The sequence below is a fragment of the Rhodococcus rhodochrous genome, assembly GCF_014854695.1.
GTDB lineage: Bacteria > Actinomycetota > Actinomycetes > Mycobacteriales > Mycobacteriaceae > Rhodococcus.
Genome location: NZ_CP027557.1, coordinates 2,141,924 through 2,159,885 on the forward strand (window position 1 = coordinate 2,141,924; position 17,962 = coordinate 2,159,885).

The window sequence follows — 17,962 nt, forward strand, 5'->3', positions numbered from 1 at the left end:
TAAGAGGTAATCCATTGTATGAGCACAACACTGAACGTCGAGTCCTTCAGCGAGATCAATATCCGGGAGCGGTCCACGCTTGCCGAGGACGCAGAAGCCGGCTCGACGGTACTGACACTATCGAGCACGGAAGGCTACGTAGCCGGGGACATCTTGTACCTGGGCCACCTTAGCCGGGAGGGGTGCGAGAAGACCGTCATCGCGAGTGTTGACGATGCGACCACGGTGACACTGACGAACCCGACGACCTTGCCTCATGCGCGCTTCGAGCCCGTGACCAGCGTGCTGGGCGATTTGATCCGTATCTACCGGGCCGTGAACGTGGATGGGGGCGTGCCCTCGACCGAGATGTTCGCTGTGCTTGCCACGCGCTCGATCGACCCGGACCAGTTGAGTACCTACTTCACTGACTCCCAGGGCAGCTCCAACTACTGGTACCGCTTCACGTACTTCAACGCGGCCACGATGGACGAGACTTCGCTCAACGATTCGATCCCGGTCCGCGGCGATGACTTTGGCCATTACGCGAGCCTGACCGAGATCCGGCGCGAAGCAGGCTTTGAGAACGCCACGAACCTGTCTGACGTGGTGGTGGACCAGAAGCGCCGGGCTGCGGAGAGCGAGGTCAACACTGCGCTGTCCAGTGCCTACACGACACCCTTCGACCCAGTACCGGAGATCATCCGCACCCTGACCATCCAGCTGGCAGCCGGCTACTTGCTCCAGTACGCGTACGGAGAACGATCCGCAGCGGCCAGCGTGAAGTTGAAGGACGCCCGGACGCAGATGGAAGCACTGCAGAACCGCGACCAGACGATCACAGATGAAACTGGTAACTCGATTGCCGGTGATGGCATTTCGTATTGGCCAGGCGAGAATGAGCCCCGTGCCTTCACGATGGACCAGAGGTTCTAGCGATGGCTGATGCAACCCGCGTCCATATCAACATCTCGGGGGACAAGGATGTCGTGGCCATGCTCGAGAGCGTGGGGCTGGAAGTCAAGGACATGCAGCCCGCCATGCAGGACGTGGGGAAGTACCTCAAGGGGTTCTTCTCGGGTGAGGTGTTTGCTTCGCGCGGTGGGGCGATCGGTGAGCGGTGGCCGCGCCTGAGCACCAAGTACGCGGCATGGAAAGCACGGAAGTACCCCGGACGTCCAGTGCTCGTACGTACGGGAGTTATGCAGAAGTCCTTCACGTACAAGTCTAAACCGCTGCAGGTGACGATCAGCAACAAGGCAGCGCACTTCGTGTACCACCAAAGCGATGCCCCACGGACGCTCATTCCATATCGCCCCATGATGAAAGTGGAAGACGGGGATGAGCGCTACCAGCAGATCGTACGCATCATCAATAGCCGCCTGGCGCAGACGATTAAAGAGAAGGGAGGTGCCTAGATGTATGAAGAAACTACGCAACGAATACTCGACCTGATGAAGCAAACCTTCGGTACCCATGAAGGCGGTGGGCCATTCAAAGAGTTCTATGACGGCGACCCCGACGAGATCCCGGCGTTCAACCTGCCCTGCATCGTGGTGGACCAAACCAACGATGACACCGACAAAGGGGCGTGGGGCCAGGACGACGTGACGGACACGATCATGATCAAGGTGATCTTCAATAAGGCGGACGACTGGACCGCGAACATCGACCCGAATGACCTGACCTCCCGCAAGATCCGCCGCATCATCGCTGCTCGTGACCCAAAGACGGGCCGGTACCTACCCAACACCGTGAAAGGTGCCTTGCGGGCTATGGGAACGAAGGGACTTACGGCAGTAGGCGGGAACTTGTCCGTGGAGTACGGCATGGTGCCCCGCGTGAATGGGGACAAGGGACTTCTCACTCAAGAAGGCTGGGTGCGCTTCACGATTGAGTACCCGGTTGATGTCGAGGAGGCGGCGTAGCTATTTACGTATCTAGCAATATCCATATATTGAGTGACATGAGTAAGAAGACTCCCACGAAACCAGAGCAAGAGCTTGTGCCGTACTTCGTTCCCGGTATCGGGCAGATTGAAGCACGAGACCTTGCAGACCTGGAAGACAAAGTAAAGCAGCTCGAAGAGCAAGAGGTAGGTGATGGCGACATTTGATCCATATATCGGTAGGCGAGACGCCGTAGGTCTCGGCATTGAAACAACCCCAGGGACGGCAGTAGCCCCACAGGTATGGCTGCGCTGGCTAGACCAGCCGCTCAACCCACGCACGGAAGTACTCGAAAACGAGAGCGCCATGGGCGTGGTGGACCGCGTGAACGACAGCGAAGTAGCAAGCGCCTGGGTAGAAGGAACGCTCGGCGGCAAGGTAACCGATAGCGGTGTGGGTTACCTGCTCCTTGGCATCTTCGGCGAGGTCAGTACCGGAACGGTATCGAGCGGCATCTATCCGCACACCTTCGCCGTGAACCAAAGCTCGATCCCGAAGACCCTCACTATTGCCCAGAGTGGTCCTGCAGGAGCGAAGCGCCATAGCTACGGAACCGTTGACACCTTCGAGCTCACCGCTGAGGAGAAGGGCTGGGTGCAGGTCTCGTGCGCGGTGAAGGCACGTACCGGAGTGTCGAGCACCGAGACGCCGGCTATCGCACCGGAGAAGGAGTTCACCAGCAAGAACATCGTCCTCAAGCTAGCCGCTACGGTCGGGAACCTGAGCGGCGCGGCCCCGGTGAAAGCACGCAGCCTCACCCTGACCATCGAGCGTCCAAGCGAACAGTTCGATGCACTGGGAACCAACAACGAGCCGGAGTTCGACCGAGGGACCTTCGAGGCGCGCGGTGAGTTCGTGGTGCGCCACACCACCGACCAGCACGAGACGGACATGCTCGCAAACACCGTCAAGGCGCTGAGTATCGCCCTGACGAACGACACCACCAGCCTGACCTTCACGGCGAGCAAGGTGCGCTTCCGCGAGATTGACACTGATCGGAGTCGGGACAACGTAGTGACTCAGACGGTGCAGTTCTTCTGCGAGTTCGACACCGCAACGAACAAGTCGATCGACGCAGTGCTGCGAAACGCGACCGCGTCATACGTCGCCGCCTAGTTTCGATATTGACCGAAGATATAACCCCTGCGATACTGGGGTTATATTTAATTGGAGAAGTTTGATGTCACGATTTGATTTGAAAGTACGCGTTAGCCTGGAAGGTCTTGCAGACGGGTGGACGAAAGACCACTACCTTGAGTTCGCTTCGTTTAGTGCGGCTGACTCACTTGATTCCGGCGATGAACTGAAGGGCATCAAGGACGAAGACACCCGCGGGATGATTGAGGTCTTCAAGAAGTACGCCAAGAAGCAGTTCGCAGGCGGCAAGGTGCTCGTAGCCGGCGAGACCGTCGACGCAGAAGTAGACGACCTGGAAGCCCTTCCGGCGCCAGTTATTACGAACATCTTTACTGTGGTCTCTCGCAGTGAGTTCTCGAACCCAAAAGCATAGCTGATCAGGAGCTTGCGCAACGGGCCGAAGAGAAGCAGGCCCACTACCGCGACCTGATCGTTCACGAACTGACGTCCCAGATTCCGGGTGATGTGATTGATGAGATGGTTCTCTACCGGTATCGGCAAGAGTTCCATCTTTCATATGTCGAGGCGCTCAACGAACCGCAAGCGGCAATCGAGCATGCCATGCTTGTATGGGAACTTGAGCGGGATAAGCGGCGCATTGATAATGCGCGTCAGGAATCCGCTAAGGCAGTGTGATAAATTGGGCTTTAGAGGGGAGATTGTAACCGAATCTCCAATAAATAGCGGACGTGGCAAACAATCGAATAAACATCGTCGTCGACCTCCTGGACAACGCATCTGACGGACTGAAGAAGCTCGTCAAGAATGTCGCCGGAGCACAACAAGAGCAGTCTGCAGCCGCACGTGCTGCCGCAGACGACTTCAAGTCCAACTTTGGGTTCATCGAAACCGCGGCTAAGGCCGCGAGTGCCGCAGTTGTCGCGGCAGGCACAGGCCTATTGGCGTTCGGAATGAAGAGCGCCACCGAACTGCAGGTCACTGCAGCATCATTCCGGGCACTCACCGGAGACGCCAAGGTCGCGAAGGAACTGTTCGCAGACCTGTACGACTTCGCTCGGGGCACCCCGTTCGCCTTCCCTGACGTAGCCGCAGCCGGCAAAACCCTGATGGGCTACGGACGTACTGCCCAAGAGGTGAAGTCCGACATCCAAACACTCGGCGGCATGGTTGCGACGACCGGTGCTGATTGGCAGCGGCTCGCAGTCGTGTACGGCCAGGTGAATGCAGCCGGCAAGCTCTACGCCCAGGACGCGCTCCAGCTCATCGAGAACGGCGTGCCGATTACTACGGCGCTCGCCGACAAGCTTGGGGTCTCAATTCAGGACGTCAAGAAGAAGATGGAAGACGGCGAGATCTCCGCGCAGCTGTTCAATGAAGCGATGCGCGACATGGTGCCAGCCGATGCCATCGCGCAGATGAGCAACACCATGACCGGGCGACTCTCCGGACTGACGGGCTCAATCCGAAGCCTGGCCTTCTCTTTGGTGGGGATCGATTACTCGAAGTTCGACGAAGGCGAACCGCTCCTCGTCAAGCAGGGCGGTTTGTTCGACCGGGTGACGAAAGCAGTAGAACAGTTCGCCAAGGCACTCGGAGACCCGCAGCTCAAGGCAGCGGCCGTCCAGATTGGTGACGGGCTCGCAAGCATCGTCGAGAACGGTGGACGGTTACTGGTGGACACGCTGAAGTGGTTGGCGGGCAACCTCGACACTGTCCGGGCTGCAGCAATCACGGCTGCTGCGGCATTCGCCGCGTTCAAGGTAGGCAAGATCGTCACGGACTTTGCCAAGCTCGCAGTGGAAGCAAAGTCCTTCTCAGGGATCATGTCCGCGATGGGGTGGAACCCCTGGATTCTCGCCATTACCGGACTTGTGGGGGCGTTCGTGTTCCTACAAGAGAAGTTCGACATCGTGGGTAAGGCTGCAGATGGCTTCAACAGTGCGGTGGAATGGACGTCGAAGACAGCTGGTGATCTTGCACAGCAGTTCAAGGGCGGTCTCGCCTCGGCTATTTCGACTGCTAAGGCAGGAGTCGATAGGTTCCGTGACGGAATACAGAGTGCGCAACAGTGGCTCAAAGAACATGAAAGCGCGATCCGGGCTACGGCATTCGTGTTGAGTATGATCTTCGGACCGGCGCTGGTACGGGTCGGCGCACAAGCGACTGCAACTGGCGCGCTTGTAGTCGCGTCAGCGGTGAAATCATCTGCAGCGTGGGTAGCTGCCGCGGCTTCATCAACAGCAGCGTGGGTAGGAGGTCTATATCCCGCGTCGAAGGCTGCGGGTGTCGCGGCACTCCGCCTTGCCGACAGTGCTCTAGCGGCAGCTGCGGCATGGGTTCGTCAGGCGGAAGCGGCGACAGTGGCATGGGTGACATCTCACGCGAAGATGGCTGCCGCTGCCGCCGCTCACGCAGCGAAGTCAGTTGCTTCTGCCGCGCTTGCCGGCCATAAGTGGCTTTTCGAGAGCACCAGGGTGGGGACCGCATGGCTACTGTCGTTCGCGGGTATGAACCGAGCCGCAATCGCTTTTGGCGGCACGTCAATCGCGCAAGCTGGAGCGACATCAGCGGCTCATGTCGCATCCGCAGCACGAACGGCTATCGCTTGGACAGCTGCCCACGTCGCAATATTTGGTGCGATCGGTCTCGTCGCTGTGTCAGTTGCTGGACTGATTTCAATGTTCTGGAAAGCTCAAGCGCAGAACGATGCGACCGCTGCTGCAGTCGCCAGGCATAAATCAGCCCAAGACGCGCTCGCTCAGGCAAACCGTGACGCCAAGCTCGCCCAAGACGCACTCAACGGATCTGTACTTGCTGCAGAAGGCTCAGCTTTGGCCGTCGAACGCGCACAACGTACGTACAACGAGACGGTGGCACAGTACGGCCCTAAATCGCTTGAAGCACGTGAGGCAGCGCACCAGCTTCGGGAAGCGGAGCAGCGGTTGGCTCAAGCGAATGAGGACGTGAAGAACAAGACTCAAGAGAAACAAGCCGCTGAGTCGGAGGCCGCTAAGAAGCGTGACGAGCTCACGAAGGCAGAGGCGGTGAAGCAGGCGGCGTTGAACCAAACGCGGGATGCAGCCAATAACGCCGCTGGTGGCTTCCGCAACATCGGTCTTTCAATCGACGAACTCAATAGAAAAGAAGTGAAACCCAAAGGCTTCGACGCGAACTCAAGTCCGCTCACCATGGGCAAAGTACTCGGCAAGAACGCCAGCGGTACCGCCTACTGGCAGGGTGGCGCGACCCTTGTCGGTGAGAACGGCCCCGAGATTGTCCGCCTGCCTCAAGGCGCGCAAGTCACTCCGGCTTACCGCACCCGTAATGAACTGAATCAAGGCGGCGGGGGAGTCACCGTCAATATTACCGGCCCCGTGACGTTCGCTGACCGTACGGACATCGACTACTTCGCCGAACGACTTAACCGAGCCCAACGACTCGCACTGAAAGGAGCATAAGTATGAGCGCAATCCCCGTCACCTACGGCCCGTACAGCCTGCAGACGACCAACGTACGCACCACACGCACGAACGTCTTCTCTGCGCCCCGTAACAACATCCAGGCGGACAAACTGGCGGAGTCCGACGGTGCCGTCATCGTCAAGGCGCAACTTGAACCGAAAGTCTTCACGGTAGAAGGCATCCTGCGTACCGATTCCATCGAAGCCACCCAGCACCTGATGGATCAGTTCAAGGCCGCACTGAGCGTGCCGAACCAAGCCCTCGATATCCAGTACGCGGGGGACACTCGCCGCTTCATCTCGACGGCCCAGAACATCATGCTCGCCAACGACCGGGGACTGGCTTCTGCCGGCTTCTCCGTGGAATTCCTGTGCCCAAGCGGGGTAGGAACGGACACCTACGCCAGCACCCTGCTTGCCCCGACCGCAATCACGACTTCGACCGCCTCGCTGGGCGTGAACATCGGCGGGACGTACCAGGCGGAGCCGACGATTGTCCTGACGATCAACACCCTTACCGGGGGCACGAACAAGACGGTGACCGTGACGAATGACGTGACTCGACGCGGTGTTGCGGTGACGCGGGATTGGACTGCCGGGGACAAGCTTGAGATCGACACGCTCGGCAAACGCATCTACGTGAACAACATCCCGATGGACTTCATAGGGCAGTTCCCGGTATGGGAGCCGGGTCCAGGCAGCATCGGCGTGATGGATGACTTCGGTGCGCGGGACATGACGATCGGCGTGGAGTATGTGCGGCGATGGCTCTAGGCGATAGAGGGGCGCTGCCATATATTGAGGAAAAGCAGTAAACAGGAAACACGTATATGCCACTGTATGATAAAGGGCGAGAAGGATTTTTAGACGGATCGATCTCTTGGACGAATGACAACATCAAGGCCGTGCTTGTCGATACAGGCGCGTACACGGTGAACGCTGCAACTCACGCGAACCTGAGTGACATCCCTATGCCGGCGCGGATCGCGACGAGCGGCAACCTGACCGGTAAGACGGCAACGGCAGGTGTAGCGGATGCAGCAGACGTGACGCTGACCGGCGTATCAGGTGCCAGCGCCGAAATGGTTGTGCTGTACAAGGATACGGGCACGGCGAGCACATCGCGATTGATCTGGTACACCACCTCAGCCACCGGGCTTCCGGTGACACCGAACTCTGGCGACATCAATCTGGCCTGGGGCAATACCGCTAACCGAATCTTCAAGCTGTAGGGGGAGCGGCTAGGTGGCCAGTCGATATTGGGTAAATGGCTCAGGTACCTGGACCGACACAAGCCACTGGTCTACGACCAGTGGGGGTGTTGGTGGCGCGAGTGTCCCTACACGAAACGATGATGTCTACCTCGATCAGCCAGTGACGGTGACGGTAGATGCGACGGCTGAGTGTCGAGCGCTCAGGCATACCAAAGGCACGTTCAACCTTGGATCACAGACACTCAGTGCTGCGTACTTCGACTCACGACTTGTGTCCGGTGCTGCCCGCGCGATCAACCTTGGCTCGGGCACACTCAATCTCGGCTGGCTCACGGGTTGGAGCAACGGTTACTTCCACTACGACAACCATGCACTGTTCTCATTCACGCCTGGCACGGCCACGATCAACGTTTATGTGCGGTATGCCGGGAGCAACAGCATCACTGTTCCTTCTGGCGGAAAAATACACGCCCTCAACATATATTTCGGCCACCAAATGGCCGGTGACGCGACATTACAGATAACAGCCTTCGGTACGCGTCAGTACGGCACCTTTACGGCTCAGTCGCTCAGCAATGGCAATCACACTCTCCAGTTCACTCACGGATCGACCAGTACGTTCGATGACTTCTTAGTGAACGGGTCATCGTCGCACCCGCTCAAGCTCAGATCATGGGTTGCAGGAGACCAGTACACGTTATCGAGCGCGGGCTATATCAACGTCTCATATGTCGACATCAAGGATTCCGCCGCTACCGGTGGGGCCACCTGGAGCGCGTATAACTCCACGAACTCCGGCAACAACACCGGCTGGAACTTCATCGGCCCTTCGCTACCGGTAGCCAACTTCAGTGCCTCACCTACGAGTGGTCCCACGGCATTGACCGTGAACTTCACGGACACCAGCACCGGCATCCCAACATCGTGGCTCTGGAACTTCGGAGACGGCACGACCAGCACCGCACAGAATCCAACGAAGACGTACACCGCGGCAGGTAGCTACACGGTCAGCTTGAAAGTCACCAATTCCCTTGGCACCACGACGAAGGCGTTGGCCGGCTTCATCTCGGTGTCCGTGAAGACGATCAGCAACCTCGGGGGCGATGCCACCGCAGAAGCCGATGGCACCTTAACCGTGAAGCCTGGTGCGATTACCCTGACGCTCGGGGGAGATGCTTCGGAAGCAGAAGACGGGATGCCCCACTTCACGTACAACGTCTGGGATGCCGGAGGGGACGCGTCTGCAGCGGCAGACGGCGAGCTCACCGTCGAACAAGGCCCGCCCCCTCCACCTGGCGAATTGGATTGGTCGAATCTCGGTACAGAGAACAAGAAGGAATACATCTACAAGGTCCGCCGCCCGGATGGCAGCTACTACGGCGTATGGAACGACGTGAAGGACGATCCGGAGTGGACGCAGCAGATCAACACCCCAGGAACCACGACGACGGTGCTGCTCGCTCGTTCAGCTAATCAGACGATTCAAGTACGCGAACCATTGGTTGATCACACGGGCGAACCGTATGTGGACCAGGACGGCGAGGCCTACTATATCACCAGCGAAACCTCGAACACCGTAGGCGAAGACACTGACGTGCAGATGGGCTACCTGGTGGATATCTACGCGGTGTACGGCGGGTATGAGGAGCTGGTCGATCAAGACGGCGTGCCGTACGTGGATCAGGATGGGAATCCGTACATTGTCTCGACCGGTGCTCCGATGGGCCGGCGCGTGTTCAGCGGCAAGATCATCGACTACGAAGCGAGCTACGGGGAAACGACTGGCGTGACCGTGACGATCGAGAGCCATGGGATAGGGCTTGCCACGGATGACTTCGTGCGGGCGGGGAGCGCGACGACGGTGATCTACAGCGCGCAGCCGCCTGAGGAGATCCTCAAGACGGTGCTCGACACCGACCCCGGCGAGATGACGTGGTCGAACGACTCCATCGACGCCACCGGCCTGAGCATCACGCAGAAGTTCCAACTCAACACCAAGCTCGAAGCCGTGAAGGGCCTGTACAACCAATCGCCTGAAGGGTGGTACTGGTACGGGAACGTGGCGGACAACCTGATCTATCTGAAGGAAGTCGCCACCGAGCCGCATCATGTGTTCACGAAACGCAAAGACATCAAGGTCATCAACCCGAAGCAGTCGATCGAGAACCTGATCAACGTGGTGCACGTGATCGGCGGGGAGACGAGTCCCGGTGGCCCACAGCTGTATAAGGAGTACATCGATATCACGAGCGTGATGCAGTGGGGCCGGAAGGTACACCGCATTACCGACCGGCGTATCACATTGGAGGCCACGGCCCAGCGCTACGCCCAGAAGATGATGAGCCTCTACAGCCAGCCGATCTACACCACCACGCTTGAGGTGAGTAGTGGGGCGTATGACATCGAGACGATCCAGCTTGGGCAGATGGTGGGCTTTCGGAACTTCGACAACTTCATCGACGGCTTGGTCCTGCAGATCGTGAGCCTGAGCTACACGCCGCGAAAAGTGACCGTGCAGCTTGGAGGAGTGCTCGATAGCCAGCAGAGAATCGTGGCGGATATTCAGGAGACCCTGTTGAACGAGCAATTCGAGAAGATCCCTACTTCACCAAGCTAAGGGTCTGTTATATTACGAACAAAGAGGAACAATTACATATGGCAAAACAGTTTACCGACCAACCGCTACTACCTACCGCTGATGCGGGTGATGTACTCCCGATTCGCGATGTGTCTGCCGGGGTGGATAAGCGGACGACGGTGGCGGGGTTGGCGCCGGGGGTGGCGGAGAATATCCCAGCCGGTGCCATCACTCCAGCGATGCGAGGTGATGGATATAAAATCGGCACCATTGCTAGCTCGACAGTAAGCACGACGGGCAACAAGTCGATTACTGGTGTCGGATTTAAGCCAAAACTTGTTCGCTTAGGTGTCCTAGAGAGTAACATGACAGGATTCCCCGCATTAACTGACGGTGGTTTTACCGCAGATGCACAGTACTGTCGCGGATGGGTTGCTGACCCTGGAGCAGGTCAGTGGTATCGCTGGAGTAGCACGTCCTATTGTCTGCAGCGCTATAACGCCACCGGTGGCACACCAATGCTGCAAATTGCTAAGGTCTCAATGGACAACGACGGGTTCACGATCAATGTATCAAACGCCTCAAACCTGGCGTTATTTTACGAGGCGTACGCATAAGGGGATCTCATGCCAGACCGTGAACTCCCCGTTAAACGCTACGAACTAGAGGCCGTCACCAAAGAGTTGACGGACTTTATTGCGCAGGCGAGCCGGGATCGCACCCTTGATCGCGAGCAGGCGGCGAAGGATAGTGCGGAGATAAAGGCGCTACTGAAAGAGAACAATGAGATCATGCGCGAGGCTTTAGCCGAGCTAAGGGCTGAGGTACGCAACGACTACGTGAAAAAAGATGAGCTGACTATCAAGCTCTCACCGTACGAGCCGATCCGCAAGTTCTTCTGGTGGGTAGCGGGCGGCATGGGGGTGATGTTCCTTGCCACGTTGTATCAGCTCCTTATCAATGGAGTGAAGACGCTATGAAGGTGTCGCGTAAAGCATTAGTGCGAACTGGATTAGGCGTAGCCGTAGCGACACTCATCGTTGGCGTCATCTGGGGCAATGTCTATGTGACCAACAAGGCACTCGAACAAGACCGTGACCCGGTAACTATTACGCCGACGACGCCGGTCAAGGGGGAGCAGGGCGCGCAGGGACCAAAGGGCGATAAGGGCGACCGCCCGAGCCCACAGGAAGTCCGACAAGCCGTCGCAGACTACTGCGCACAGTCCGGGCTCTGTGAAGGCAAGGCTCCAAGTGCCTCAGTAGTCTATGCCGCGGTGACCCGCTACTGTGCGGAGAACCGATGTCAAGGAGAAGCCGGAGTCGCAGGTAAAGATGGGACTTCAGGCGCAGCGGGACGTGACGGTAGGGACGCTGTACCAGTTACGGATGCGCAGATCCAGCAACAGGTGACTGCATATTGCGCCTCGTTCGGATGCACCGGGCCGGCTGGAGCGGACGGTGAAGATGGTCTCCCAGGAGCGAGCGGCCGGACACCGGTCATCGCCTGTGTTCTTCGCAGCGGGGGACTGGCAGACACCCAATACGTAGCGTGGCGCTATGAAGACGAGCCAATCTCGGCATTCCGCAACATTTATCAAGTACCACCACTTGCTCCGTGTAGTGAGCCGGTGGATTTAAGAAACTAAGGGGGTAATATATGGCATTTAGATGGCCACTCAACAAGTTCACAATCAGTCAAGGGTTTGGTGGTAATGCCGCCTACTACAAGCAGTTCGGCCAATCAGGCCACAACGGTATAGACCTTGCCGCAAACAACGGCGAACCTGTCTACGCGGCAGACGAAGGTACGGTCTCGTACGAAGGGTGGGGGCAAAATCATTCGTGGATGGGAAGCCCCGCGGGCATCTGCGTTCTGATTCATCACGGGGGATCATACGCTGGCTACGCTCATCTCAGCAGAACTGTAATCAATAAGGGGCAACGTGTCAGCAAGGGACAACTGATCGGCTACGTCGGTGCGACAGGTGCAGCCACAGGACCGCACCTGCACTTTGAAATGCTGCCTCTAAACCCGAACTTTAATAATGGGTTCGCTGGACGTATCAATATCACTCCATACATCGAGACCACACAGAACGCCACGGACGCGCAGATCCAGCAAGCGTATCGAGACATCCTTGAACGTGATGCAGACGCGGGTGGAATTGCACATTACCGTAACTACCCAGTCGACTTTGTGCGAAGTGACCTCGCGAAATCCGCTGAGAAGCGACAACTCGAAGCTAATAAGGCTGCCGCAGCCCAAGCGGAGGCTAACCGTCGGGCTGAGGAAGCGCGAAAGGAAGCGGAACGCAAGGCAGCTGAAGAAGCCGCTCGCAAGGCACAGGAAGAGCTCGACCGTATCGCGGCTGAGGAAGAGGCGGCACGCCTAGCTGCCGAGCAGAAGGCGCACGACTACATGGCGATCGCTAACGAGAACAACACGATGCTCAAGCAGATTCTCACAATCGTGCAGGGTATCGCGGACAAGCTGACAAGTATTTTTAAGTAAGGAGGATCATATGAGCCACACGTATTCACAAGCAACGGCAAAACCAACCGCGAAGGTCGCAGCGACTGGTATCGCAGGGTCGATCGCCATCGTGTTGATCTGGGTCGCAGGTCTTGCGGGCATCGACATGCCGGCTGAAGTCGCCGCGGCAATCACGGCCATCATCGCGTTCGGTGCGGGCTACATGAAGAAGTCCGAATCGTAAACCCAGCAGAACAACGCGTATTTAGTACCTATCGGAGCGCCTGACCTACCAGGCGCTCTTTTTGTGTCCAATGACGCACTGAATGAACAAGTTGCTTGTACAGAGCCCTCAAGGCTCTTATGCTAACGTGAGCACAAAGTTTGTTCACATAGATGGGAGCCTGTAATGGCGAAGAAAGTTGTTCTGATCGACGACGTAAGCGGCGAAACGATTGATCCTGATCTGGGAGGTGGGACGGTTCGCTTCTCGATTGAGGGCAAGGACTACTCCATCGACCTGGGCGTGAAGAACAAGGAAGAGTTCTTTAAGGACTTCGACAAATGGACGAAGCACGCGACGGAAGAGAGCCGGAGCACGGGTGCAACCCGGCAGCGTCGAGCGTCGTCCGCTAGTGGTCGGAGCAAGGAAGAGCTCGCTAACATCCGCGAGTGGGCGCAGAAGAACGGATACGAGGTGAGCGCGAGGGGACGCATCGCCAAGGACATCCAGGACGCTTATGACGAGGCGCACAAAGGCTAAGCAAGCTAGGAACAAAAGTAGAACACCGACTCCCCTACCCCGCTCGGAAGACCCCACCGGCCCCTGTTGGCCTATAGAAATCCGTATGTCCTGAGTCCGGGTGAGAGCAGGTATAAGCGCAATCACTACTCCCACACCAAAACCCCGCACCTGTACGTATGGTGCGGGGTTTTGGTGTGTCTACGACCGAGAGCGCGACAGGATCTCGCGTGCCCGAGCGACAGCGCGCTGCGACCGTTCGATGAGCGCTTCAATGTCGCGCGAGCGGTCTTCACGTTCGTGGTCATCGGGACGGGCTAAGTCAAGGAGTAGCGCACGCACCTCTTCGAGCGTCATCCCACCTTCGATCGCCTCATTGCCGGCGACTTTCCATACGGTCTGTGCAACCTGCTCCAGTTCTTGGGGCGTGTAGTCCATGATGGTTCCCTTTCATCCGAAGAAGTCCACGACTCGACGGGTGTCGCGGATAGATGAGCGCGCATCGTCGATATGGGAGCGGATTTCAGCGACGCCACTGGACACGGCACTCCACAGCTGTTGAGCCTTGGTGAGGATCTCGTAGTCCTCCACGTCATCGGAGAATTCGACCGTTCCGAGGTCGCGAATCTGCGCCACGAGATCGTCGATATCGCGCGTGAGGTCGTCAATCTCGACGCGAAGGCTCGCAGCTTCTTCGGCGCTCGCGTGGACCTCGTCGCTCCACTTGAAGAGGGCGTCTTTCATGTAGGTACTCCGATCGTGTAGCTGATGTGTTCACGAATGGCTTCGAGATACACGTCCATCGCTGCGAGCAAGACGGTGCTGAGTAATGGATTTGTTCGGCTGAGTTCGTCGATCGTCTCGGCCATGGAGTGCGCGTCTTTAGTGAGTTCCTGCAGCGTCTTCAGGTGATCGAGCGAGACTTCGGTGGACATCATGCGCCTCCAAGTTCACGCCGGGACGGGGGATCAAGCTGGGGGCGCAACTTCTCAGCTTCGAACACGAGCAGTTCGGCGGCACTCACGAGACCCAGACCAAGGTCTCGTATGCGGAATGCCTCTTCGATGAGCATGTCGAGGCGATCGATTGGGCTGATCATCATGCGCTCCGTCCATCCATGTATGGGTCATCTTCTGCGAGATCCGCGGTACCGGGTGCACCCGGCCGAGGACGCGGTGCCTGAGGTGTTTCTCCGTTTACCCGCCGTCGACGTTGTTCATCGGTTTCGATGGTCGAGGGGTCGCCGCCGTACTTCGACCGCGATAGTTCGATGGCGTGGGCGGCAAGGTCGTAGCCTTCTGGGTCATCGAACGTGTGCATCGTGAGGGGCTTGCTCATGCCGTTTGGGGTGTTGATCCGAGCGAGCGCGTCGTAGCGCTGGAGGTTTTGGAAGTGCTCCTGCGGGATGGAGGGATCGGCGAAGTCCGTCCTATGCAACCGTGCGCTCTTCGGGCTGCTTTGGAAGACAATCTTCGTCCGAGCGTTGGCGGCGATGGCATCTTGCGTTGTAGTAGGAAGACGCTCGATGTACTGCGTTGCAAGGACCAGTCCGAGATTCCGTTGGCGCGCAACGGCGAGCATGTCTTCGAAGTCACCATTGAGGCGGCTGAAGTATTGGAACTCGTCGATGAACATCAAGTTCGACCGCTCCGCACGAACGGTGCGGGCCGCTCGCCATAGTGATGAGACGAGAAGGCTGCCGATCAAGCTGGCGGCCTGCTCCGAGATCCCCGCGAAGTCGACGAAGAGCAACCGGTTGTTCTCGATAATGTCCCTCGGGTTGAACGCCAAGCCTTCCTGCGTCAACGGGTAGCGAGTTTCGAGAGGAGTCAAGAGCTTCCAGATGCGGTTGTCAAAGCCCTGGGTATCACGGGCTCGTTCCTTGTCGTCTTTGCGCATCCAGGATTCGAGGAACCGCTTGATCATCGGGTCCTTCTGCTGACCGATGATGTGGGTGACCCACCGCTTCTGAGCTGGACCCTGTGGGTTGGCGACGATGGGGATGTCCGCGATGGTAGCGCCGGGAACTACCTGCAGTGCTGGAATGATATGCGTGAGCAGCTTTTCGGCGTAGATGCTCTTGTTCTCCGGGAACATCATCTCGAAGAGCGCTGACAGCTGAGCAGCGATGACGTCGGGTGGACCGAGCTGCAAGATGTTGAGCGGGATGGATCGGCTCGTGTCACCGAAATCAAGCACCACCACATCCTCAAGCCGATCGGGCGGGACCTGATTGAGCGAGCGGCGAATCATGTTGCCGGCGTACTCGATGACGATCGCGCCGTGCCTTCGCTCTACGGCTTGGCGGTACATGTTGACGAAGAGCGTGGTCTTGCCGACGCCACTCCCGCCACCGACGTACACATGGGTGGTGAGCGCCGTGTCGTCGATGGCCACCAGGCGTTTCGGTCCCGGCATCGTGGAGTAGCCGAGAATGATGCCTTCGGATGGAACGCTTGATGCGACCGGCATGTGCGGGACGAGTCCGCTTGCTAGGCCGGCGATCTTCGGTGATCCGAGCGGCCACCCCATGACCGACATCAACTCAGTGGTCGAGAGTTCTGCGGACATGAGCAGCGGCGTCTCGGCGAACTCCATCTGTCGTGAGAGCTTGGTCGGTTCGACGGCTTTCGGCTTGAAGTACGCCGCACCGGCCTCACTGGTGAGGGCATCGACTACGTTCGCTACGAGCCACTGTGCTCGGTCGGGGTCATTGGAGCGCGCGCCGATACGCCCCGTCGCGAGGAACATCTGATCGACTTGTTTCGCTTGCCGATCTGCGACTTCTTGGGCACTGGCTGCAGTGTTGCCCATCAATGCGCCCCAGAGCGAGACGTTCGTGCCGGCGACCGTACCGCCTGAGGAAACGGGGCGCGGCTTGGCGTGCGTGATGACCCACTGCAGTACGAGTTGGTCGCCTTCCTCGGTGACACCCTGCATGCTCGCCAGTACGCGGTTGGCGAAGTCGGTGATGTCCGCGACGACGAGCTTGCGAGCACGGTTGTGCATCTTCAACTCGGCACCAGTGTCGAACTGGTACACCGACTCTTCGGTGATCTGCACGCACTCGATGCCGGGGATCGAAGCACGAAGCTGGTTGATGAGGTATGCGCTCTTGCCCTTGGGGAGGCGGATCAGGTGGTGAATGCCTTCAGGCGAGGCCACCACTTCGAGCACGATGGTGGGGATGCCGTAGTAGCGACCTGCACCCTTGATGGTCTGGGCGGTTGACCGAAGCCATGCCGCGAGACGGTCTTCCTTCAGGGGATCGGGGAAGCCGACGATCTGCCACACATCGCGGGACGCGTCGAACTGGTTCTGGTTTCGGGATAGAAAGCCCACGTTAGCAACGCCTTTCGATTTGAGAAGGTGTGCATCGAGCGGGAAGTAGAGGGTGATAATGGCCCATGTACTTCCAATGTGTCACATGAAAGAAGGAACGTCACGGTGACGAAAGTGGGGAGCGGCGACGGAACCTTGGAGAGTGCCGTCGCCGCTCGGGGGAGGGGGACTAGAAGTACCGCCAGAAGAACTTCGCGATGACGATGATCACAGCGAGTAGTGCGCTGGTGGCGACGATGATCACAGCGAGTAGTGCGATCGAGCCGACAGCTGCCGCGAGGGCGGGCAGTGCGACCGAGAGTGCGATAGAGAAGAACATCAACGCCCAGAAGAGGGAGATGACCTTCTTGATCATCGGCGACGCCGCCATGGGGGAGTCTCGCCGTTTGCGTCGTCGATCTGCCATTGCATCTCGCGCAGCCGCTGCTGCTTCTCTCGGCGCTCTTCTGCTTCATCGATCTCGTGGGCTGCCTGCCGGTAGAGGCCGCGAACTGCTCGGCAGTACTGCGTATTCTCCTTGGCCCGCTTGAGGGGTGCACTCTTTGCATCCTTGATGCCCCACCACGCACCAAGGATGAGCACGACGAAGAAGCAGCCAAGGAAGATATAGAAGCCGATCATCAGTAGTCTCCCATCATCCGTCGCCGCTGTCGGGCGAGTGAGTTTTCGGTGAACGCCTGCACGTGGGCCAAGACGATCCGTTGTGAGACTTCGCTCTTGCCGGCACGTTCCAAGCCGAACTCAGCAAGTTCAATGCCGCGGCGCATGGATCGTCGCGTCGCCAACGCTTCGTAATCCTCGGTTTCATCGTCGAACTCGATGTGGTCCATGTGGAGTTCGACGTCTTGCATGAAACGGCGGGCAGGAAGGTTGTCGCCTCCCTTTCCGCCGGTGCGCTTCTCGACGTTTGCCATCGAGTCTCCTCACTAGAGGGGGCCGGCTTGAAGCTGCCGACCTAGTGGAATCGGGAACGTGCGTTGCTTGGTTCGCGGTGAAGCGGCGAATCAAGGTGGGTGCTGCACCGAAGGTGATCGCTCAACTTCAGTGGGGCAAGATTGGCACGGCGGGACTGACAAGTCAATAGTTGACCAGTTACGCGCCGAATCATGACCGGTAAGCGAGCAA

At 58.3% G+C, this 17,962-nt stretch carries 24 protein-coding genes; 16 read left to right on the forward strand and 8 right to left on the reverse strand.

Going from position 1 to position 17,962, the window contains the following annotated elements; genetic code table 11:
* Positions 1 to 18 precede the first annotated feature (18 nt).
* The 16 genes from C6Y44_RS10035 (at position 19) to C6Y44_RS10105 (ending at position 13,516) form a co-directional block, all read left to right on the forward strand.
* Positions 19 to 915 (forward strand): phage protein Gp36 family protein, encoded by an 897-nt coding sequence (locus tag C6Y44_RS10035; protein ID WP_192378812.1) that lies wholly within the window; start codon positions 19 to 21, stop codon positions 913 to 915.
* A gap of 2 nt (positions 916 to 917) precedes the next feature.
* On the forward strand, positions 918 to 1,397 hold the full coding sequence (locus C6Y44_RS10040; protein WP_192378813.1) for a phage virion morphogenesis protein: 480 nt from the start codon (positions 918 to 920) through the stop codon (positions 1,395 to 1,397).
* Positions 1,398 to 1,907 carry a hypothetical protein gene (locus tag C6Y44_RS10045; RefSeq protein ID WP_060651019.1) on the forward strand — a complete coding sequence of 170 codons (510 nt, stop codon included), beginning with the start codon at positions 1,398 to 1,400 and terminating at the stop codon, positions 1,905 to 1,907.
* A 38-nt stretch (positions 1,908 to 1,945) separates the two neighbouring features.
* Positions 1,946 to 2,095, forward strand: a complete 150-nt coding sequence (locus C6Y44_RS10050; protein ID WP_192378814.1) for a hypothetical protein — start codon at positions 1,946 to 1,948, stop codon at positions 2,093 to 2,095.
* The gene (locus tag C6Y44_RS10055; RefSeq protein ID WP_225623772.1) at positions 2,082 to 3,044 is read left to right on the forward strand and encodes a phage tail tube protein; all 963 of its coding nucleotides are present in this window, start codon (positions 2,082 to 2,084) and stop codon (positions 3,042 to 3,044) included. Before C6Y44_RS10050 ends, C6Y44_RS10055 begins: the two co-directional genes overlap by 14 nt.
* A gap of 64 nt (positions 3,045 to 3,108) precedes the next feature.
* Complete coding sequence (locus C6Y44_RS10060; protein ID WP_192378816.1) at positions 3,109 to 3,438, forward strand: hypothetical protein; 330 nt, start codon at positions 3,109 to 3,111, stop codon at positions 3,436 to 3,438.
* Positions 3,439 to 3,530: 92 nt separating this feature from the next.
* Positions 3,531 to 3,701: a hypothetical protein gene (locus tag C6Y44_RS28070; protein ID WP_225623773.1), complete on the forward strand. Its 171-nt coding sequence runs from the start codon at positions 3,531 to 3,533 to the stop codon at positions 3,699 to 3,701.
* Between the two features lie 53 nt (positions 3,702 to 3,754).
* Complete coding sequence (locus C6Y44_RS10065; RefSeq protein WP_192378817.1) at positions 3,755 to 6,484, forward strand: tape measure protein; 2,730 nt, start codon at positions 3,755 to 3,757, stop codon at positions 6,482 to 6,484.
* Positions 6,485 to 6,486: 2 nt separating this feature from the next.
* Positions 6,487 to 7,260: a phage distal tail protein gene (locus C6Y44_RS10070; protein WP_192378818.1), complete on the forward strand. Its 774-nt coding sequence runs from the start codon at positions 6,487 to 6,489 to the stop codon at positions 7,258 to 7,260.
* 56 nt (positions 7,261 to 7,316) lie between these two features.
* Positions 7,317 to 7,718, forward strand: a complete 402-nt coding sequence (locus C6Y44_RS10075) for a hypothetical protein (protein ID WP_192378819.1) — start codon at positions 7,317 to 7,319, stop codon at positions 7,716 to 7,718.
* A gap of 253 nt (positions 7,719 to 7,971) precedes the next feature.
* Entirely contained in the window at positions 7,972 to 10,317 is a 2,346-nt protein-coding gene (locus C6Y44_RS28395; RefSeq protein WP_192378820.1) for a PKD domain-containing protein, read from the forward strand.
* Between the two features lie 38 nt (positions 10,318 to 10,355).
* On the forward strand, positions 10,356 to 10,895 hold the full coding sequence (locus C6Y44_RS10085; RefSeq protein WP_192378821.1) for a hypothetical protein: 540 nt from the start codon (positions 10,356 to 10,358) through the stop codon (positions 10,893 to 10,895).
* 9 nt (positions 10,896 to 10,904) lie between these two features.
* Positions 10,905 to 11,258 (forward strand): hypothetical protein, encoded by a 354-nt coding sequence (locus C6Y44_RS10090; protein WP_192378822.1) that lies wholly within the window; start codon positions 10,905 to 10,907, stop codon positions 11,256 to 11,258.
* Positions 11,259 to 11,937: 679 nt separating this feature from the next.
* Positions 11,938 to 12,792 (forward strand): M23 family metallopeptidase, encoded by an 855-nt coding sequence (locus tag C6Y44_RS10095; RefSeq protein ID WP_192378823.1) that lies wholly within the window; start codon positions 11,938 to 11,940, stop codon positions 12,790 to 12,792.
* 10 nt (positions 12,793 to 12,802) lie between these two features.
* Positions 12,803 to 12,997, forward strand: coding sequence for a hypothetical protein (locus C6Y44_RS10100; RefSeq protein WP_153008332.1), 195 nt, complete (start codon positions 12,803 to 12,805; stop codon positions 12,995 to 12,997).
* A 165-nt stretch (positions 12,998 to 13,162) separates the two neighbouring features.
* Positions 13,163 to 13,516, forward strand: a complete 354-nt coding sequence (locus C6Y44_RS10105; RefSeq protein WP_192378824.1) for a histone-like nucleoid-structuring protein Lsr2 — start codon at positions 13,163 to 13,165, stop codon at positions 13,514 to 13,516.
* A 180-nt stretch (positions 13,517 to 13,696) separates the two neighbouring features.
* Here C6Y44_RS10105 and C6Y44_RS10110 read toward each other — a convergent pair whose 3' ends face one another.
* The 8 genes from C6Y44_RS10110 to C6Y44_RS10145 form a co-directional block, all read right to left on the reverse strand.
* Positions 13,697 to 13,933 (reverse strand): hypothetical protein, encoded by a 237-nt coding sequence (locus C6Y44_RS10110; protein WP_192378825.1) that lies wholly within the window; start codon positions 13,931 to 13,933, stop codon positions 13,697 to 13,699.
* Between the two features lie 12 nt (positions 13,934 to 13,945).
* A complete protein-coding gene (locus tag C6Y44_RS10115; protein WP_192378826.1) occupies positions 13,946 to 14,239 on the reverse strand; it encodes a hypothetical protein in 294 nt (97 codons plus the stop codon).
* Positions 14,236 to 14,433 carry a hypothetical protein gene (locus tag C6Y44_RS10120; protein WP_192378827.1) on the reverse strand — a complete coding sequence of 66 codons (198 nt, stop codon included), beginning with the start codon at positions 14,431 to 14,433 and terminating at the stop codon, positions 14,236 to 14,238. Before C6Y44_RS10120 ends, C6Y44_RS10115 begins: the two co-directional genes overlap by 4 nt.
* Entirely contained in the window at positions 14,430 to 14,597 is a 168-nt protein-coding gene (locus C6Y44_RS10125; protein WP_192378828.1) for a hypothetical protein, read from the reverse strand. Before C6Y44_RS10125 ends, C6Y44_RS10120 begins: the two co-directional genes overlap by 4 nt.
* On the reverse strand, positions 14,594 to 16,837 hold the full coding sequence (locus tag C6Y44_RS10130; protein ID WP_192378829.1) for a type IV secretory system conjugative DNA transfer family protein: 2,244 nt from the start codon (positions 16,835 to 16,837) through the stop codon (positions 14,594 to 14,596). The genes C6Y44_RS10125 and C6Y44_RS10130 overlap by 4 nt, the downstream gene beginning before the upstream one ends.
* 169 nt (positions 16,838 to 17,006) lie before the next feature.
* Positions 17,007 to 17,192, reverse strand: coding sequence for a hypothetical protein (locus C6Y44_RS10135; protein WP_192378830.1), 186 nt, complete (start codon positions 17,190 to 17,192; stop codon positions 17,007 to 17,009).
* Complete coding sequence (locus C6Y44_RS10140; RefSeq protein ID WP_192378831.1) at positions 17,189 to 17,458, reverse strand: hypothetical protein; 270 nt, start codon at positions 17,456 to 17,458, stop codon at positions 17,189 to 17,191. Before C6Y44_RS10140 ends, C6Y44_RS10135 begins: the two co-directional genes overlap by 4 nt.
* Positions 17,458 to 17,751 (reverse strand): hypothetical protein, encoded by a 294-nt coding sequence (locus C6Y44_RS10145; protein ID WP_192378832.1) that lies wholly within the window; start codon positions 17,749 to 17,751, stop codon positions 17,458 to 17,460. Before C6Y44_RS10145 ends, C6Y44_RS10140 begins: the two co-directional genes overlap by 1 nt.
* Between the last annotated feature and the right edge of the window lie 211 nt (positions 17,752 to 17,962).

What these genes read in the sequence shown, in the direction of transcription:
- C6Y44_RS10035 (WP_192378812.1), top strand. Translation starts at nt 19, where the DNA reads ATGAGCACAACACTGAACGTCGAGTCCTTCAGCGAGATCAATATCCGG.
- C6Y44_RS10040 (WP_192378813.1), top strand. Translation starts at nt 918, where the DNA reads ATGGCTGATGCAACCCGCGTCCATATCAACATCTCGGGGGACAAGGAT.
- C6Y44_RS10045 (WP_060651019.1), top strand. Translation starts at nt 1,398, where the DNA reads ATGTATGAAGAAACTACGCAACGAATACTCGACCTGATGAAGCAAACC.
- C6Y44_RS10050 (WP_192378814.1), top strand. Translation starts at nt 1,946, where the DNA reads ATGAGTAAGAAGACTCCCACGAAACCAGAGCAAGAGCTTGTGCCGTAC.
- C6Y44_RS10055 (WP_225623772.1), top strand. Translation starts at nt 2,082, where the DNA reads ATGGCGACATTTGATCCATATATCGGTAGGCGAGACGCCGTAGGTCTC.
- C6Y44_RS10060 (WP_192378816.1), top strand. Translation starts at nt 3,109, where the DNA reads ATGTCACGATTTGATTTGAAAGTACGCGTTAGCCTGGAAGGTCTTGCA.
- C6Y44_RS10070 (WP_192378818.1), top strand. Translation starts at nt 6,487, where the DNA reads ATGAGCGCAATCCCCGTCACCTACGGCCCGTACAGCCTGCAGACGACC.
- C6Y44_RS10075 (WP_192378819.1), top strand. Translation starts at nt 7,317, where the DNA reads ATGCCACTGTATGATAAAGGGCGAGAAGGATTTTTAGACGGATCGATC.
- C6Y44_RS10085 (WP_192378821.1), top strand. Translation starts at nt 10,356, where the DNA reads ATGGCAAAACAGTTTACCGACCAACCGCTACTACCTACCGCTGATGCG.
- C6Y44_RS10090 (WP_192378822.1), top strand. Translation starts at nt 10,905, where the DNA reads ATGCCAGACCGTGAACTCCCCGTTAAACGCTACGAACTAGAGGCCGTC.
- C6Y44_RS10095 (WP_192378823.1), top strand. Translation starts at nt 11,938, where the DNA reads ATGGCATTTAGATGGCCACTCAACAAGTTCACAATCAGTCAAGGGTTT.
- C6Y44_RS10100 (WP_153008332.1), top strand. Translation starts at nt 12,803, where the DNA reads ATGAGCCACACGTATTCACAAGCAACGGCAAAACCAACCGCGAAGGTC.
- C6Y44_RS10105 (WP_192378824.1), top strand. Translation starts at nt 13,163, where the DNA reads ATGGCGAAGAAAGTTGTTCTGATCGACGACGTAAGCGGCGAAACGATT.
- C6Y44_RS10110 (WP_192378825.1), bottom strand. Translation starts at nt 13,933, where the DNA reads ATGGACTACACGCCCCAAGAACTGGAGCAGGTTGCACAGACCGTATGG.
- C6Y44_RS10115 (WP_192378826.1), bottom strand. Translation starts at nt 14,239, where the DNA reads ATGAAAGACGCCCTCTTCAAGTGGAGCGACGAGGTCCACGCGAGCGCC.
- C6Y44_RS10120 (WP_192378827.1), bottom strand. Translation starts at nt 14,433, where the DNA reads ATGATGTCCACCGAAGTCTCGCTCGATCACCTGAAGACGCTGCAGGAA.
- C6Y44_RS10125 (WP_192378828.1), bottom strand. Translation starts at nt 14,597, where the DNA reads ATGATGATCAGCCCAATCGATCGCCTCGACATGCTCATCGAAGAGGCA.
- C6Y44_RS10135 (WP_192378830.1), bottom strand. Translation starts at nt 17,192, where the DNA reads ATGATCAAGAAGGTCATCTCCCTCTTCTGGGCGTTGATGTTCTTCTCT.
- C6Y44_RS10140 (WP_192378831.1), bottom strand. Translation starts at nt 17,458, where the DNA reads ATGATCGGCTTCTATATCTTCCTTGGCTGCTTCTTCGTCGTGCTCATC.
- C6Y44_RS10145 (WP_192378832.1), bottom strand. Translation starts at nt 17,751, where the DNA reads ATGGCAAACGTCGAGAAGCGCACCGGCGGAAAGGGAGGCGACAACCTT.